Genomic DNA, 15,713 nt, shown 5'->3' on the forward strand with positions numbered 1-15,713 from the left:
CAGCCCCCCTGTAGGAGCCAGCTTGCTGGCGAACCCCTGCTGGCCCGGTTAGCCAGCAAGCTGGCTCCTACAAAAAGCAACCATCGCGCACAAAAAAGCCGACCCTGAGGTCGGCTTCTTCGTTTGGCGGGATCACCCCGCCCGGCGCATCAACCACAAACCGGCCAACGCACAGATACCTGCCGGTATCACCACAGCCAGCAACGGCGGGAAGCCGAACACCTGGCTCGAAGGCCCCAGCAGATCACCCGCGATGCGGAACACGAAGCCCACCAGCACGCCGGTGAACACTCGCTGGCCCAGGGTTACCGAACGCAGCGGCCCGAAGATGAAGGAAATCGCCATCAGCACCAGCGCCGCGGTCACCGCAGGCTGCAGGACCTTGGTCCAGAACGCCAGCCAGTAGCGGGAATTGTTCAGGCCCTGGTCGGACAGGTAGTGGATGTAGTCCCACAACCCGGTGATGGACAGCGACTCCGGTGCCAGCACCACGGTGTTGAGCAGTTCCGGGGTCACCGAAACGTCCCACACCTCTTCAGGCGCCTTGACCACTTCGGTGTGGTCGCCACGGAAGTAGGTGGTGGCCACATCATTCAACACCCACTTGCCTTCATGGTACTGCGCCTTGCGGGCGAAGCTCGAAGTCTGGATCTTGCGCTGCTCGTCGAAGCGATAGCGGGTCACACCCAGCAGCAGGCCGTTGGGCTGCACCGAGTTGATGTGTACGAACTCTTCGCCCTGGCGATGCCACATGCCGCGCTTGGAGCTCTGCGCCTCGCCACCACCCTGGGCCAGCGAACGATCGGCCTGGGCCTTGTTCTCGGTCACCGGGGCGACGTACTCACCGATCAGCAAACCAACCAGCATCAGCACCAGCATGGGTTTCATCACCGCCCAGACAATGCGGCCGATGGACACGCCGGCGGCGCGCATGATGGTCAACTCGCTGCTGCTGGCCAGGCTGCCCAGGCCGATCAGGCAGCCGATCAGCGCGGCCATCGGCAGCATGTCGTAGAGCCGGCGTGGTGCGGTCAGCAGCACGAAACTGCCGGCGTCCATCACCGTGTAGGTGTCGCTCAGGTCGCTCATCTCGTCGATGAAGGCGAACAACGAAGCCAGGCCGAGAATGATGCCCAGCACGGCGAGAATGGCCAGCAGCACGCTCTGGCCGATGTAGCGGTCCAGTTTAACCACGGGCCACCTCCGCACGGCGAGCGGCGCGCTTGAGACGCAGCGGCTCCCAGTACATCAGCGCCAGGCCGATGAGCAGGAACAGGCCATGGACCCACCAGATACCCAGCGAGATCGGCAGCTTGCCTTTCTCCAGGGCGCCACGCACGGAAATCAACATCGTCAGATAGGCCATGTACAGAAGAATCGCCGGCAGCAGTTTGAGGAAGCGGCCCTGGCGCGGGTTGACGCGGGACAGCGGCACCGCCAGCAGCGTCACGACGAACACCAGCAGCGGCAGCGACAGGCGCCACTGCAGCTCGGCGCGTTCGCGCACGCCCGGGTTGCCGAACAGGTCGGAGGTCGGGATCGCCTCGCGCTCGGTCACCTCTTCGGCGACCTCCGGTTTGGGCAGCAGCACGCCGTAGGTGTCGTACTTGATCGCCCGGTAGTCGGCCTGGCCCGGGTTGCCGTCATAGCGGTAGCCGTTCTGCAGCACCAGGTAGCGGTTGCCGTCAGCCTGCACTTCCTGGTGGCCCTTCTCGGCGACCAGCACCGACGGTGCGCGGTCCTTGGTCTTGTCCTGGTTGAAGCGTTTTTCGGAGATGAACACCCCCGCCAGGTTGATGCGATCGTCGGACAGCTGCTCAGTGTAAGTAACCCGCGAGCCATCACGCAGGGTCTGGAAGCGGCCCGGCACCAAGGTGTCGAACTCGGTGAGCGCATCCTGCTGGGCAATGATCTTCTGCACCTGGGCAACACCCAGGGGCGCCAGGCTCAGGCTCAGCCAGGCCACCAGCAGGGCGACCAGCGCCGCCGGCGCCAGGGTCATCGCCAGCAGGCGCTGCTGGCTCATGCCGGTGGCCGACAGCACGGTCATCTCGCTTTCGAGATACAGCCGGCCATAGGCGAGCAGGATGCCGAGGAACAGACCCAGGGGCAGGATCAACTGCAGGAAACCCGGCAGGCGGAAGCCCATGATCATGAACAGCACGCCCGGATCGAGCACGCCCTGGGCCGCCTGGGCCAGGTATTTGATGAAGCGCCCGCTCATGATGATCACCAACAGCACGGCGCTGACGGCGCTCAAGGTCACCAGGACCTCGCGGGACAGATAACGAAAGACGATCAAACCAGACACTCCTGGGTTGTCAGGGGCGGAAAGCCAAACGAACGATTCGGACAGCCAAGACCCATGCCGGTTCGCCGGGGCGAACCTCCATGTAAAGTGCGCGCATTATCCTGTGATTGACGGCGCCTGTCACTTGGCCGCGCATGACGGCGCATGACGGGGTTGTCATCGAGGTCGCGGCAGGCTCAAACTGGCAGCTTTTCCGCTGGCCGGCATCGGCCGCCAGCCGCGTTATCCGAGCGCCTGCGAAAGACAGCGCCCACTGACAGATCATTCGGGGACCCCAGACATGGAATTGGTTGTAAAAAGCGTAGCCGCTGTATCCGTCAAGACCGCCACTTTGGTCGTACCGGTCGGTGAAGGGCGCAAGCTCGGTGCCACCGCCAAGGCCGTCGACCTGGCCAGCGAAGGCGCCATCAGCGCCGTGCTCAAGCGCGGCGACCTGGCCGGCAAGCCGGGCCAGACCCTGCTGCTGCACAGCGTTCCGGGCCTGAAGGCCGAGCGCGTGCTGCTGGTGGGCAGCGGCAAGGACGAGGCGCTCGGTGACCGCGCCTGGCGCAAGCTGGCCGCCAGCGTCGCCGGCGTGCTCAAGGGCCTGGGCGGCAGCGACGCGGTGCTGGCCCTGGACGATATCGCCGTGACCGGCCGTGACGGCCACTACGGCAAATACCGCCTGCTGGCCGAGACCCTGCTCGACAGCGACTACGTGTTCGACCGCTACAAGAGCCAGAAAGCCGAACCGCGCGCCCTGAAGAAGATCACCCTGCTGGCTGACAAGGCCGGCCTGGCCGAAGCCGAACGCGCCGTGAAGCACGCCAGCGCCATCGCCACCGGCATGGCCTTCACCCGCGATCTGGGCAACCTGCCGCCGAACGTCTGCCACCCGAGCTTCCTGGCCGAACAGGCCAAGGGCCTGGGCAAGGCGCACAAAGGCCTCAAGGTCGAGGTGCTGGACGAGAAGAAGATCAAGGAACTGGGCATGGGCGCGTTCTATGCCGTGGGCCAGGGCAGCGACCAGCCGCCACGCCTGATCGTGCTCAACTACCAGGGCGGCAAGAAAAGCGAGAAGCCGTTCGTGCTGGTGGGCAAGGGCATCACCTTCGACACTGGCGGCATCAGCCTCAAGCCCGGTGCCGGCATGGACGAGATGAAGTACGACATGTGCGGCGCCGCCAGCGTGTTCGGCACCCTGCGCGCCGTGCTCGAGCTGCAACTGCCGATCAACCTGGTGTGCCTGCTGGCCTGCGCCGAGAACATGCCGAGCGGCGGCGCCACCCGCCCAGGCGATATCGTCACCACCATGAGTGGGCAGACCGTCGAGATCCTCAACACCGACGCCGAAGGCCGCCTGGTGCTGTGCGACACCCTCACCTACGCCGAGCGCTTCAAGCCACAGGCGGTGATCGACATCGCCACCCTGACCGGCGCCTGCATCGTCGCCCTGGGCAGCCACACCTCAGGCCTGATGGGCAACAACGACGAGCTGGTCGGCCAACTGCTGGACGCCGGCAAGCGCGCCGACGACCGCGCCTGGCAACTGCCGCTGTTCGACGAGTACCAGGAGCAACTGGACAGCCCGTTCGCCGACATCGCCAACATCGGTGGCCCGAAGGCCGGCACCATTACCGCTGGCTGCTTCCTGTCGCGCTTCGCCAAGGCTTACAACTGGGCCCACCTGGACATCGCCGGCACCGCATGGATCAGCGGCGGCAAGGACAAGGGCGCCTCGGGCCGCCCGGTCCCGCTGCTGACTCAATACCTGCTGGACCGCGCTGGCGCTTGATGCCCCACGCCGGTGGCGCCCTGGTGCCACCGGCCGGCAGACCAAACCATGAGCCAAGTCGATTTCTACATCCTGCCCACCGACTCGCTGTCGGCGCGGCTGGATTTCGCCTGCAAACTCTGCGAGAAAGCCTGGCGCCTGGGGCACCGGGTCTACCTGCACTGTCAGGACGAGGCCCAGCGCCTCGACCTGGACGAGCGCCTGTGGCGGTTCAAGGGTGAAGCCTTCATCCCCCACAACCACGCCGAAACGCACCAGGATGCCAGCGTCGCCCTTGGGCTCGGCAACGACGCCGGTGAGCACCGCGACCTGCTGATCAACCTGGGCGGCGACGTCCCTGGGTTCGTCGGCCAGTTCGAACGGGTCGCCGAGATCGTCGTGGAGGAGCCGACCATCCGCCTGGCCGCACGCGAGCGATTCCGTTTCTACCGCGAACAGGGCTATGCTCTGCAAGACCACCGCTTACAGCGACTTTGACGACGATGGACAAGCAGCTGACTTCCCTCACCCATTCCGCCCACCTGCTCGACGATCTCGAATCGATCCGCGAGCTGCTGGGAGACGCCAACCTGCAACCACCGCTTTTGACCGAGACGGTGGAGCAGATTCCCCTGTTGCTCGACGAGCCCGCCAGCGCCGCACCGTCGGTCGTCGAGACCGCGCCTGCGAAAGCGCCTGAAGAGGATGCCCAGGCTCGCCGCCAGGACACCCTGCTGCACCTGGACACCGAACTGCGCGCCGCCGCGCAACTGATCATGCAGGACGTGATCAACGACTTCACCCCGCACATCGAGACCGAGATCAAGCGCCGCCTCGATGCGCGCCTGGAGCGCTTGCTCAAGCGTTCCGAGTGATCCCGTTCGCCAGCAAGCTGGCTCCTACGCAGGATCCCCCGTAGGAGCCAGCTTGCTGGCGAACTCACTCATCCCTCCCCTGTCGCCTGCGGCCTCCACGTTGGTTATACTTCCCGGCTTTCCCGAATTAATGCCTAAGGGTCCCGCCGCGCATGGATAAGACCTACCAGCCGCACGCCATCGAAACTTCCTGGTACAACACCTGGGAGTCCGAGAACTATTTCGCTCCACAAGGTGCAGGCGAGTCCTACACCATCATGATCCCGCCGCCGAACGTGACCGGCAGCCTGCACATGGGCCACGGGTTCAACAACGCGATCATGGACGCGCTGATCCGCTTCCGCCGCATGCAGGGTCGCGACACCCTGTGGCAACCAGGCACCGACCACGCCGGCATCGCCACCCAGATGCTGGTGGAGCGCCAGCTCGAGGCGAAAGGCCAGAACCGCCATGACCTGGGCCGCGACAAGTTCCTGGAAAAAGTCTGGGAGTGGAAGGATCAGTCCGGTGGCAACATCAGCCGCCAGATCCGCCGCCTGGGCTCGTCGGTGGACTGGAGCCGCGAGCGCTTCACCATGGACGACGGCCTGTCCGAAGCAGTCAAGGAAGCCTTCGTGCGCCTGCACGAAGACGGCCTGATCTACCGCGGCAAGCGCCTGGTCAACTGGGACACCAAGCTGCACACGGCGATTTCCGACCTCGAAGTGGAGAACCACGACGAGAAGGGCCACCTGTGGAACCTGCGCTACCCGCTGGCCGACGGCGCCAAGACCGCCGAAGGCAAGGACCACCTGGTGGTCGCCACCACCCGTCCGGAAACCCTGCTGGGTGACGTCGCCGTTGCCGTCAACCCGACCGACGAGCGCTACCAGGCACTGATCGGCAAGTTCGTCGAACTGCCGCTGGTCGGCCGTCGCATCCCGATCGTCGCCGACGACTACTGCGACCCCGAGTTCGGCACCGGCTGCGTGAAGATCACCCCGGCCCACGACTTCAACGACTATGAAGTCGGCAAGCGCCACAACCTGCCGCTGCTCAATATCTTCGACAAGAACGCCACCGTGCTGGCTGCCGTGCAGGCGTTCAACCTCGACGGCAGTGTCAACGAAGGTATCGACACTTCGCTGCCGGCCCAGTACGCCGGCCTCGACCGCTTCGTCGCGCGCAAGCAGATGGTCGCCGACCTGGACGCGCAAGGCCTGCTGGTCAGCATCGACGACCACGCCCTGAAAGTCCCGAAAGGTGACCGTTCCGGCACCGTCATCGAGCCGTGGCTGACCGACCAGTGGTACGTCTCCACCAAGCCACTGGCCGAACCTGCCATCGCTGCCGTGGAAGACGGCCGCATCCAGTTCGTCCCGAAACAGTACGAGAACATGTACTTCTCCTGGATGCGTGACATCCAGGACTGGTGCATCAGCCGCCAACTGTGGTGGGGCCACCGTATCCCGGCCTGGTACGACGAGGCCGGCCAGGTCTATGTTGGCCGCGACGAGGCCGAAGTGCGCGCCAAGCACAAGCTGGGCAACGAAGTGGTCCTGCGCCAGGATGACGACGTGCTCGACACCTGGTTCAGCTCGGGCCTGTGGACCTTCTCCACCCTGGGCTGGCCGGAGCAGACCGAGTTCCTGAAGAAATTCCACTCCACCGACGTGCTGGTCACCGGCTTCGACATCATCTTCTTCTGGGTCGCCCGGATGATCATGCTGACGATGCACCTGATCAAGAACGAGGACGGCACCCCGCAGGTACCGTTCAAGACCGTGTACGTGCACGGCCTGGTCCGCGACGGCCAGGGCCAGAAGATGTCCAAGTCCAAGGGCAACGTCCTCGACCCGCTGGACATCGTCGACGGCATCACCCTCGACGCCCTGCTGGAAAAACGCACCAGCGGCATGATGCAACCGAAGCTGGCCGAGAAGATCGCCAAGCAGACCAAGGCCGAATTCCCGGAAGGCATCGCCAGCTACGGCACCGACGCCCTGCGCTTCACCTTCTGCTCGCTGGCTTCCACCGGCCGCGACATCAAGTTCGACATGGGCCGCGTCGAAGGTTACCGCAACTTCTGCAACAAGATCTGGAACGCCGCCCGCTACGTACTGGACAAGGGCGAGGACTGCGGCCAGAACGGCGAGGCCTACGAGCTGTCGCTGGCCGACCGCTGGATCATCTCGCAGTTGCAGCGCACCGAAGCCGAGGTGACCCGCCAGCTCGAGCAGTTCCGCTTCGACCTGGCCAGCCAGGCGCTGTACGAGTTCATCTGGAACCAGTACTGCGACTGGTACCTGGAGCTCTCCAAGCCCGTGCTGTGGGACGAGAACGCCCCGGTCGAGCGCGCCCGCGGCACCCGTCGCACCCTGGTGCGCGTACTGGAAGTCGCCCTGCGCCTGGCCCACCCGTTCATGCCGTTCATCACAGAAGAGATCTGGCAGCGCATCGCGCCGCTGGCCGGCATCGAAGGCAAGACCATCATGCTGCAGCCTTGGCCTGAAGCGAACGAAAGCCGCATCGACGCCGCTGCCGAAGGCGACATCGAGTGGCTGAAAGAACTGATGGTCGGCCTGCGCAACATCCGCGCCGAGATGAACATCGGCCCGGGCAAGCCGCTGCCGCTGTTCCTGAAGAATGCCAACGCCGACGACCAGCGCCGCCTGCAGGTAAACGAAGCCCTGCTGAAGAAACTGGCCAAGGTCGAGTCCTTCACCGTGCTCGGCGAGCAGGACGAGGCGCCGCTGTCGGCCACCGCGCTGGTGGGTGACCTGCAGGTGCTGGTACCGATGGCCGGCCTGATCGACAAGGACGCCGAACTGGCGCGTCTGAGCAAGGAGATCCAGCGCCTGCAGGGCGAGGTCCAGCGCGTCGGCGGCAAGCTGTCCAACGCCGCCTTCGTCGACAAGGCCCCGCCTGCGGTGATCGAGAAAGAGCGCGCCAAGCTGGCCGAGTCGGAACAGGCCCTGGCCAACTTCACCGAGCAGCATGCGCGGATCGCTGCGCTGTAACAACCTGATAGACCGCTGGGGCCGCGTTGCGGCCCTTTCGCGACACAAGGCCGCTCCCACAGGACGGCGCCGACTTGAAAGGCGCCACTATCCTGTGGGAGCGGCCTTGTGTCGCGAAAGGGCTGCAAAGCAGCCCCACTGCCGGCAACACCGGATCCGACCATGACCGACAAACCCACCCTGCACCCCCGCAACCGCCACCAGGGCCGCTACGATTTCCCCGCCCTGATCAAGGCGCACCCGGATCTCGCCCGCTTCACCATCACCAACCCCTACGGCAAACCCAGCATCGACTTCGCCAACCCCGAAGCCGTGCGCGTGTTCAACCGTGCCCTGCTCAAGGCCCAGTACGGTGTCCAGCACTGGGACATCCCCGCCGACTACCTGTGCCCGCCGATCCCCGGCCGCGCCGACTACATCCACGTGCTGGCCGACCTGCTGGCCGAGGACAACGCCGGCGATGTACCCCGCGGCGCCCAGGTGCGGGCCCTGGACATCGGTGTCGGCGCCAACTGCATCTACCCCCTGCTGGGCCACAGCGACTACCGCTGGCGCTTCCTCGGCTCGGACATCGACACCACCGCCCTGGCCTCGGCCAAGGCCATCGTCCAGGCCAACAAGCTCGACAAGGCCATCGGCTTGCGTCAGCAAACCCAGCCCAAGCACATCCTCGCCGGGCTCCTGCAGGCGGACGAGCGCTTCGACGTGACCTTGTGCAACCCGCCCTTCCACGCCTCACGCGAGGAAGCCACCCGCGGCAGCCAACGCAAGTGGAAGAACCTCGGCAAGCAGGACCCCAAGCGCAAGTTGCCGGTGCTGAATTTTGGCGGGCAGAACAACGAGCTGTGGTGCGAAGGCGGCGAGATCCGCTTCGTCAGCCAACTGGTCGGCGAAAGCGTGCAGTACGCCGAACAGGTGCTGTGGTTCACCAGCCTGGTATCGAAGGCCAGCAACCTGCCGGGCATCGAGGCAGCCTTGAAGAAGGCCGGCGTGAAAGCCCTGCGCATCGTCGAGATGGGCCAGGGCCAGAAGCAGAGCCGGATGGTCGCCTGGAGCTTCCACGACGACGCGGCCCGCCAGGCATGGCATGCCCGGCGTAAATCACAGGCATGAAAAAACCGCGCCCGGGCAAGCCGGGCGCGGTTTCGTCAACGCATCAACAATTACTTGTTGATCGAGTCGGTCAGCACTTTGGCTGGAACGAACTTGACGACTTTCTTGGCAGCGATTTCGATGGCGGCGCCAGTCGAAGGGTTGCGGCCGGTACGGGCAGGACGCTCGGAGACTTTCAGCTTGCCGATGCCTGGCAGGGTGATTTCAGCGCCGTTTTCCAGTTGGTCGGCGACGATCTGGCCCAGTTGCTCCAGGGCAGCGCGCGCGGTGGTTTTCGGCGCGTCGATGGATTCGGCGATATCGGCAATCAGTTGGTCTTTGGTCAGTGCCATGGTGATGTTCCTTCCCTATCAAATTCAGTGGTTGTGCAGCGTGCTTGGTCGGTGGTCGGGCCAGCCCGGGACAATCCAGAGGCCGCGTCGATCGCGTATGTAGATGCGCAAATCGGCGTTTGGTTCGACACCCCGCAAACGTGCTGCCAGCAATGCGCCACACAAGGGGCGCAAGACCGCGCAAAGCTACCACAGGAATCGATAAATATCCGCTGTCGACATTGATTTTGTGCAGGTTTTTCGGGGGTTTTCGGAAAAATCGCAAAAAAATGAACAAAAAACGAACAACTGGCATTTCCGCCAACATCTGGCCACTGCATCACCCCTGCCCTGAGGTAAACTGAGCGACTTTTGCAGCGCGGCTTTCCCCCGCCCACACCACCGAGATTTCCATGCCAATCCGTCATTGCATCGTTCACCTGATCGACAAGAAGCCCGATGGCAGCCCCGCCGTGCTCCATGCCCGCGACAGCGAACTGGCAGCGTCCGACGCCATCGAAAACCTCCTGGCCGACCTCAACGACAGCTACAACGCCAAACAAGGCAAAGCCTGGGGCTTGTTCCACGGCGAATCCGGCGCCTACCCGTTCAGTGGCTGGCTCAAGCAGTACCTGGACGAGGAAAAGGACTTCGCCACCTTCAGCCGCGTCGCCATCGAGCACCTGCAGAAGCTGATGGAGGAATCCAACCTCTCCACCGGCGGCCACGTGCTGTTCGCCCACTACCAGCAAGGCATGACCGAGTACCTGGCCATCGCCCTGCTGCACCACAGCGAAGGCGTGGCGGTGAACGCCGAGCTCGACGTCACCCCGTCGCGCCACCTCGACCTCGGCCAGTTGCATCTGGCAGCGCGGGTCAACCTGTCCGAGTGGAAGAACAACCAGAACTCGAAGCAGTACATCTCGTTCATCAAGGGCAAGAATGGCAAGAAGGTCTCGGATTACTTCCGCGACTTCATCGGCTGCCAGGAAGGGGTCGATGGCCCGGGCGAGACCCGCACCTTGCTCAAGGCGTTCAGCGACTTCGTCGAAAAAGAGGACCTTCCGGAAGAGTCTGCCCGAGAAAAGACCCAGACCCTGGTCGACTACGCCACCACCCAGACCAAGCTGGGCGAGCCGGTGACGCTCGAGGAGCTGTCCAGCCTGATCGACGAGGACCGCCCCGAGGCGTTCTACGACCACATCCGCAACAGCGACTACGGGCTGTCACCGGAGATCCCGGCGGACAAACGCACCCTCAACCAGTTCCGTCGTTTCACCGGGCGCGCCGAAGGCCTGTCGATCAGCTTCGAGGCGCATTTGCTGGGCTCGAAGGTGGAGTATGACGAGGAGGCCGGCACGCTGGTGATCAAGGGCCTGCCGACTCAACTGATCGACCAGTTGAAACGGCGCAAGGACTGATTACACCCGTAGGAGCGGCTTCAGCCGCGAACACCGGCAACGCCGGTGCCATCCACCGCGTCGCCTGCATCGTGGCTGAAGCCACTCCTACAACGAATGCAAGGCGCAGCCTTGCCACGGCGCGGGCCTCGTTCGCCAGCAAGGCTGGCTCCTACACGGTCTTCTGCGCACCGGCGAACGAGGCGACCAACGCCTCCTTCGCCGACTTGCGCAGCTTCTTGACCAAGCGCTCCTGGCGCAGCGCCTCGCCCTTGTCCGGCCACTGCTCCACGTACACCAGCGCCTGCGCCGGGCTGGTCTTGAAGTACCTCGCCCCCTGGCCCTTCTGGTGCTTGATGAAGCGCCGCTGCGGATCGTCACTGATACCGCAGTACAGCGAGCCATTGGCGGCCCGCACCAGGTACACGTACCAGGGCTTGCACTCGGGGGTGATAGGTGTCTCGCTCACGGCTCGATTCAATACAGCTGAGGATGGCCGCCAGCTTACCCGCTCAACGGGCCTGCTGGAATGCACGCAAGCCTTTGAACGCTTGCTGACGCACCTTGTTCTGCAGCATCGGCGTCCAGCCCAACAGCACACCGGGCATGCCCAACGCCTGGCGCGCCCAGCGCCACAGGTCGAAACTGTCGTCATGCTGGCAGATCAGCCCGTCGTGGATCACGAAGCGCGCCTGGATGTCGTTGACCACCACACGGCCGGTCTGGCTGAACAGATAGGTCGCGACCCAATGCGCACCGTCGCTGCGGACATTGTCGAAGGTGAGGGTAAAGTCCTTGGCGCGGGAGGTGAGCATGCGCCACATGTCACCGGCGTCCTGGCCACGCAAGGTGCCGAAAACCGGGTCGCTGAAGACGATATCGTCGCTGTAGCAGGCCACCATGGCCTCGGCATCCAGGCGCTGGAAGGCCTGGTAGAAACGGGTGATCAGGGCGCTGTTGGCGTCGCTCATGGGCTGGTCCGTGCTCGGGTCGAAAACCGCACGATAATCCCAGCCCAGCCATGGCGCCATCTCCATTTGCGCCATGAATGGTGGGCAGGCCCGCTTCAGAGTTTCTCGCTGACGACCCCGACATGCAGCGCCCGCCCGGCGCCAAGCCCGAACAGGATCGCGCCGGCGCCCAGCACCGCGAAGATCCACCCGACTGCGCTCCAGCCTCCCGTGAGGTCATGCACCAGCCCCACGGCGAACGGCCCCATCGACGCCAACGTATACCCCACCCCTTGGGCCATGCTCGACAGGTTGGCAGCCACGTGGGCGTCCTTCGAACGCAGCACGATCAGGGTCAACGCCAGGGCGAAGGTACCGCCCTGCCCCAGCCCGAGTACCACCGCCCAGCCCCATAGCCCTTCGACGGGCGCGTACAGGCAACCGAACAACCCTGCGAGGGTTACCAGCATCACCACCACGATGGCCAAGCGCTGATCCTTGCCACGGGTCGCCAGCCAGGGCGCGCTCAATGAGCTTGCCAGTTGCACGATCACCGAACCGGACAGCACCAACCCGGCTTCGGTAGGGCTCAAGCCACGCCCGATCAGGATCGACGGCAACCAGCCGAACACGATATAGGCCAGCGACGATTGCAGCCCCATGTACAGGGTCACCTGCCAGGCCAGCGGATCGCGCCACAGGCCGCGCACGCGATAGGCCACCTTGTGCAGGCCATGGCCCTGTCGGGCCTGGGGCAGCCACATCAGCATCGCCAGCAACGCAGGCAACATCCAGACGCCCAGGCCCACCGCCCAACTACCGTCAAAATGCTGCGCCAGCGGCACGGTCGCCCCCGCAGCCATGGCCGCCCCCAGGCACAAGGCCATGGTGTAGACCCCCGTCAGGGCGCCAGCATGCCGGGGGAAATCGCGTTTGACGATGCCCGGCAACAAGACGCCGATGATGCCGATACTCGCCCCCGCCATCAGGCTGCCGAGGAAAACGCCGGCCACCCCCAGCGTACTGCGTACGAGGATGCCCAGTGCCAGGGTGAGAAGGATGCCGAGGATCACCCGTTCGCTACCGAAGCGCCGTGCAAGGATGGGCGCCAGCGGCGCGAACAGCCCCAGGCACAACACCGGCAGCGTGGTCAGCAGGCCGGCCTGCGAAGCATTGAGCCCCAGCCCTTCGGCGACCTGGCCAAGCACCGGCGCCATGCTCGACAGCGCCGGGCGCAGGTTCAGCGCCACCAGCACCAGCCCGAGCAACAGTAACCAAGGGCGGTGTACCGCTGGCGTCTGCTGCTGGACCTGCTCGTCATCAGCTTCGGCGTCGATCAGCAGTTCGTCGAGTTCCGCTTCGCGGGGGTGAGTATTGCGGGTCTGTTGCATGACCTTGTCCCTGTCAGGATTCGATAAGGGTCCGGCTCAGGCGCTTGGCCCGCTGCGGATCGCGTTGTTCGATGGCGTCGAGGATGTCCCAGTGCAGGTCGAGCACGGCCTGGCTGCGTGGAACGCCACCCATGTTGTGCTGCAGGGTGGCGGCCACCACACCGGAGAAGTAGCGGTACAGCTCGCTGAGCGCCGGGTTGTGGGCGGCGTCGACCAGGCGTTGATGGAACACCAGGTCGCAGGCGACGTAGGTATCCAGGTCGCCGTGAAAATGGCCCGCGCTGTGCTGCAGGGCCTGGCGCAGGTCGCGCAGGTCTTCTTCGTTGCGGCGCAGGGCGGCCAGGGCGATGGCTTCGGCTTCGAGGATGTGGCGGGTTTCGCGAGCATGCTCCAGGGTGCAGCGGGACATCGCCTGGACGGCCTGCAGTGGGTCCTGAGCCGTGCGCAAGTAGCTGCCGTCGCCCTGGCGGATCTCCACCAGGCCGCTGAAGGCCAGCACACGCATGGCTTCTCGGACGGTGTTGCGGCTGATGCCCAGGTCACTGGCCAGCTCGGGCTCGGTGGGCAGGCGCTGGCCTATCGACCAGGTGCCCTTGGCGATGCGCTCGCGGAGCTGGTCGACGGCTTGCTCGACCAGGGAGCGTTTGATCAGGGGGGACATGCATTACGTCCAATCATCGGATGAATTTGTCGCGACGTTGGACGATAGCGTTTTTTTGGGGGGTGGGACAAGGGGTGGAGGTTCTGAGGTGGGAGGTCGAGCGCCGCCGCGCGGCGCATCGCGGATGAATCCGCTCCTACAGGCGGGTGGCGCCACGTTGGACAAACAGGAGCACGTTGCAACAGGGTAGGAGCGGATTCATCGGCGATGCGCCGCACGGGCGGCGCTCGATCTCACAGGCGCTGCAACGTTTACGTCGAACAACCTGAAAACCCTGACGCCTGCATCCAACAGGACCTCAGCCAAAAGGCCGCAACCCCTGCCTCATCCCAAACAGAAACAACAACAAATCATGGTCCGGCTCGACCCGCGCCTGCCCGGGTTTGACCACCACCCGCGGCAACGGGCAAGCCTCACCCACCTCGGCCTTGCTGAACACCATCGGCCTGGGTTGCTCCCAGGCAGCCGCAGCCACCGTGGTGACCCCCAGCGCCCCGACGAAAAACAAAGCTCGAGCGATTTCGAGTTTCATTGCTCTAACCCTTTGACAGCGCTGCCAAACGCCATCTGGTAAAAATAGAGCAGGCTGCGCCACTCCGCCTCGTTCAACGACGAATGGCGACGAAGCTGACGCAAGTCGTTGTACGCCGCACGCTGGCAACGGATACGCCGCCGGCACTTCTCCAGGTCGAGCAGCGCAACCTCGACACGGGCCTGTTCACCCTCGCCGATCACCTTCACGAATACATGCTTGCCGTACAGGCAGCCATGCTGCCAGTGCCCCAGGTGCATGCGCGCCAGATTGTCGGCCAGGTCCTTGAGCATGCGCTCATGCACCGCTTGCGGATACCGCTCGCGGGCACCGTCGGCATGCCAGGCGTCGAGCTCGACGAAACCGTCCAGCGCCTCGCTGACCAGCAAGGCCCGCCACTGATGATCGGCATCACGCTCGGCACCGGCGTAGACAATTCGAGGCACGCGCACACCCAGTTGCTCGAAGCTGTTCAGCGCATCAAGCTCGCGCAAGACCGTGGGCCGACCAAACGGGTGCAGCAGGCTGCGGTAGATATGGCCGACCTGACGCTTGGCATAGAGGGTCTGCCCAGTGTCCGTGGACAACCGTTGCACACCGCTCTCGCCACCACGCCGCTGATTGGGCTCCTCGACCCACTCCCCTTGCTGCTGCCAGTAATAATCGAACTGCCTGGTCTCTCTCTGGGCCACTGCCATCAATACCTACCCTTTGCGCAATACGTACACTCGCCACATGGCATAGAACGGCAGGAAGTCGAGTCGTTCCTGAATTCTGAATCCGGCTGCAACAAATTCTTCTTCTACTGTAGCCGCTGGTAACACAAAACGGTTCTGGTAGCTGTCCTGCTCCGCCCGCTGGCTACGCCGTGCTTCCAGCTTTCTGCGCCGCCATGCCTTGAAGTTCCCATCCACCCACAGTGACAAGATAACGCTATCGCGGCTAACTCGTTGAAATTCCGAAAGAATAGTCTGTCGATGAAGAGGATCGCCGATATGGTGGAACAAGCGCATGCAGAAGATGCTGTCCACCGAATTGTCCGGCAGATCAATAGCAAATGCCGATGTCTGCAAAGGCCGTACCCGTGCCACCACCTCTGGCGGTTGCGCCGCACACGCTGTCTCGATCATCGCCGCGGAATTGTCGGCACCAATGATCACGCGATTGGGTTTTTCCGCCAGCAACGGCCAGAAGCGCCCAGCACCACAAGGCAGGTCCAGGACCAGGCCAGGCTCACCCGCCAATGTCAGCGCACGACGTGCCAGTTGTTCATCGCGCTGGTGGGACAGACGACGGGCAAGGCCATCCTGGTGCTTGCGAAAATACTCCTGGGCATGATCCCGGTCGTACTTGTCGGAAAATTCGAGTTTGATAGGGCTTCGCATCGGGCATCTCCTGACTCCAATGCGCCCACCTT

Annotated in this window: 16 protein-coding genes; 6 read left to right on the forward strand and 10 right to left on the reverse strand. The window is 64.2% G+C overall.

Annotated features, from left to right (window positions below; all coding sequences use genetic code 11):
- Positions 1 to 132 precede the first annotated feature (132 nt).
- Together lptG and lptF are read right to left on the reverse strand one after the other, a co-directional pair.
- Positions 133 to 1,194, reverse strand: a complete 1,062-nt coding sequence (lptG, locus tag PSEEN_RS20570; RefSeq protein ID WP_011535495.1) for an LPS export ABC transporter permease LptG — start codon at positions 1,192 to 1,194, stop codon at positions 133 to 135.
- Complete coding sequence (gene lptF / locus PSEEN_RS20575; protein WP_011535496.1) at positions 1,187 to 2,302, reverse strand: LPS export ABC transporter permease LptF; 1,116 nt, start codon at positions 2,300 to 2,302, stop codon at positions 1,187 to 1,189. The genes lptG and lptF overlap by 8 nt, the downstream gene beginning before the upstream one ends.
- Positions 2,303 to 2,591: 289 nt before the next feature.
- On the opposite strand from lptF, the gene PSEEN_RS20580 reads away from it, so the two are divergent.
- The 5 genes from PSEEN_RS20580 to rlmF all read left to right on the forward strand — a co-directional run bounded on the left by PSEEN_RS20580 (position 2,592) and on the right by rlmF (position 9,051).
- The gene (locus PSEEN_RS20580; protein ID WP_011535497.1) at positions 2,592 to 4,085 is read left to right on the forward strand and encodes a leucyl aminopeptidase; all 1,494 of its coding nucleotides are present in this window, start codon (positions 2,592 to 2,594) and stop codon (positions 4,083 to 4,085) included.
- A gap of 48 nt (positions 4,086 to 4,133) precedes the next feature.
- Positions 4,134 to 4,562 carry a DNA polymerase III subunit chi gene (locus PSEEN_RS20585; RefSeq protein WP_011535498.1) on the forward strand — a complete coding sequence of 143 codons (429 nt, stop codon included), beginning with the start codon at positions 4,134 to 4,136 and terminating at the stop codon, positions 4,560 to 4,562.
- Positions 4,563 to 4,567: 5 nt separating this feature from the next.
- Positions 4,568 to 4,939 carry a hypothetical protein gene (locus PSEEN_RS20590; protein WP_011535499.1) on the forward strand — a complete coding sequence of 124 codons (372 nt, stop codon included), beginning with the start codon at positions 4,568 to 4,570 and terminating at the stop codon, positions 4,937 to 4,939.
- Positions 4,940 to 5,091: 152 nt separating this feature from the next.
- Positions 5,092 to 7,938 carry a valine--tRNA ligase gene (locus PSEEN_RS20595; protein WP_011535500.1) on the forward strand — a complete coding sequence of 949 codons (2,847 nt, stop codon included), beginning with the start codon at positions 5,092 to 5,094 and terminating at the stop codon, positions 7,936 to 7,938.
- A 162-nt stretch (positions 7,939 to 8,100) separates the two neighbouring features.
- Positions 8,101 to 9,051 carry a 23S rRNA (adenine(1618)-N(6))-methyltransferase RlmF gene (rlmF, locus tag PSEEN_RS20600; protein ID WP_011535501.1) on the forward strand — a complete coding sequence of 317 codons (951 nt, stop codon included), beginning with the start codon at positions 8,101 to 8,103 and terminating at the stop codon, positions 9,049 to 9,051.
- Between the two features lie 50 nt (positions 9,052 to 9,101).
- Here rlmF and PSEEN_RS20605 read toward each other — a convergent pair whose 3' ends face one another.
- The gene (locus PSEEN_RS20605; RefSeq protein ID WP_011535502.1) at positions 9,102 to 9,383 is read right to left on the reverse strand and encodes an HU family DNA-binding protein; all 282 of its coding nucleotides are present in this window, start codon (positions 9,381 to 9,383) and stop codon (positions 9,102 to 9,104) included.
- A gap of 392 nt (positions 9,384 to 9,775) precedes the next feature.
- Here PSEEN_RS20605 and yejK point away from each other — a divergent pair, with 392 nt between their 5' ends.
- Positions 9,776 to 10,783 (forward strand): nucleoid-associated protein YejK, encoded by a 1,008-nt coding sequence (yejK, locus tag PSEEN_RS20610; protein WP_011535503.1) that lies wholly within the window; start codon positions 9,776 to 9,778, stop codon positions 10,781 to 10,783.
- A 151-nt stretch (positions 10,784 to 10,934) separates the two neighbouring features.
- Here yejK and PSEEN_RS20615 read toward each other — a convergent pair whose 3' ends face one another.
- The 7 genes from PSEEN_RS20615 to PSEEN_RS20645 all read right to left on the reverse strand — a co-directional run bounded on the left by PSEEN_RS20615 (position 10,935) and on the right by PSEEN_RS20645 (position 15,681).
- A complete protein-coding gene (locus PSEEN_RS20615; RefSeq protein WP_011535504.1) occupies positions 10,935 to 11,231 on the reverse strand; it encodes a GIY-YIG nuclease family protein in 297 nt (98 codons plus the stop codon).
- Between the two features lie 43 nt (positions 11,232 to 11,274).
- Positions 11,275 to 11,733, reverse strand: a complete 459-nt coding sequence (locus tag PSEEN_RS20620; protein WP_011535505.1) for a nuclear transport factor 2 family protein — start codon at positions 11,731 to 11,733, stop codon at positions 11,275 to 11,277.
- Positions 11,734 to 11,828: 95 nt separating this feature from the next.
- Positions 11,829 to 13,103, reverse strand: a complete 1,275-nt coding sequence (locus PSEEN_RS20625) for a CynX/NimT family MFS transporter (RefSeq protein ID WP_011535506.1) — start codon at positions 13,101 to 13,103, stop codon at positions 11,829 to 11,831.
- A gap of 13 nt (positions 13,104 to 13,116) precedes the next feature.
- On the reverse strand, positions 13,117 to 13,764 hold the full coding sequence (locus PSEEN_RS20630) for a FadR/GntR family transcriptional regulator (protein WP_011535507.1): 648 nt from the start codon (positions 13,762 to 13,764) through the stop codon (positions 13,117 to 13,119).
- A gap of 298 nt (positions 13,765 to 14,062) precedes the next feature.
- Complete coding sequence (locus PSEEN_RS20635) at positions 14,063 to 14,296, reverse strand: hypothetical protein (protein ID WP_011535508.1); 234 nt, start codon at positions 14,294 to 14,296, stop codon at positions 14,063 to 14,065.
- Positions 14,293 to 14,994: a lipopolysaccharide kinase InaA family protein gene (locus tag PSEEN_RS20640; protein WP_011535509.1), complete on the reverse strand. Its 702-nt coding sequence runs from the start codon at positions 14,992 to 14,994 to the stop codon at positions 14,293 to 14,295. The genes PSEEN_RS20635 and PSEEN_RS20640 overlap by 4 nt, the downstream gene beginning before the upstream one ends.
- Positions 14,995 to 15,000: 6 nt before the next feature.
- Positions 15,001 to 15,681 (reverse strand): class I SAM-dependent methyltransferase, encoded by a 681-nt coding sequence (locus tag PSEEN_RS20645; protein ID WP_011535510.1) that lies wholly within the window; start codon positions 15,679 to 15,681, stop codon positions 15,001 to 15,003.
- Positions 15,682 to 15,713 lie beyond the last annotated feature (32 nt).

It is taken from the genome of Pseudomonas entomophila L48 (assembly GCF_000026105.1).
In the GTDB taxonomy this organism is placed as follows: domain Bacteria; phylum Pseudomonadota; class Gammaproteobacteria; order Pseudomonadales; family Pseudomonadaceae; genus Aquipseudomonas; species Aquipseudomonas entomophila.

What these genes read in the sequence shown, in the direction of transcription:
- PSEEN_RS20620 (WP_011535505.1), bottom strand. Translation starts at nt 11,733, where the DNA reads ATGAGCGACGCCAACAGCGCCCTGATCACCCGTTTCTACCAGGCCTTC.
- PSEEN_RS20625 (WP_011535506.1), bottom strand. Translation starts at nt 13,103, where the DNA reads ATGCAACAGACCCGCAATACTCACCCCCGCGAAGCGGAACTCGACGAA.
- PSEEN_RS20605 (WP_011535502.1), bottom strand. Translation starts at nt 9,383, where the DNA reads ATGGCACTGACCAAAGACCAACTGATTGCCGATATCGCCGAATCCATC.
- PSEEN_RS20645 (WP_011535510.1), bottom strand. Translation starts at nt 15,681, where the DNA reads ATGCGAAGCCCTATCAAACTCGAATTTTCCGACAAGTACGACCGGGAT.
- PSEEN_RS20595 (WP_011535500.1), top strand. Translation starts at nt 5,092, where the DNA reads ATGGATAAGACCTACCAGCCGCACGCCATCGAAACTTCCTGGTACAAC.
- PSEEN_RS20640 (WP_011535509.1), bottom strand. Translation starts at nt 14,994, where the DNA reads ATGGCAGTGGCCCAGAGAGAGACCAGGCAGTTCGATTATTACTGGCAG.
- PSEEN_RS20590 (WP_011535499.1), top strand. Translation starts at nt 4,568, where the DNA reads ATGGACAAGCAGCTGACTTCCCTCACCCATTCCGCCCACCTGCTCGAC.
- rlmF (WP_011535501.1), top strand. Translation starts at nt 8,101, where the DNA reads ATGACCGACAAACCCACCCTGCACCCCCGCAACCGCCACCAGGGCCGC.
- yejK (WP_011535503.1), top strand. Translation starts at nt 9,776, where the DNA reads ATGCCAATCCGTCATTGCATCGTTCACCTGATCGACAAGAAGCCCGAT.
- PSEEN_RS20580 (WP_011535497.1), top strand. Translation starts at nt 2,592, where the DNA reads ATGGAATTGGTTGTAAAAAGCGTAGCCGCTGTATCCGTCAAGACCGCC.
- PSEEN_RS20635 (WP_011535508.1), bottom strand. Translation starts at nt 14,296, where the DNA reads ATGAAACTCGAAATCGCTCGAGCTTTGTTTTTCGTCGGGGCGCTGGGG.
- PSEEN_RS20585 (WP_011535498.1), top strand. Translation starts at nt 4,134, where the DNA reads ATGAGCCAAGTCGATTTCTACATCCTGCCCACCGACTCGCTGTCGGCG.
- PSEEN_RS20630 (WP_011535507.1), bottom strand. Translation starts at nt 13,764, where the DNA reads ATGTCCCCCCTGATCAAACGCTCCCTGGTCGAGCAAGCCGTCGACCAG.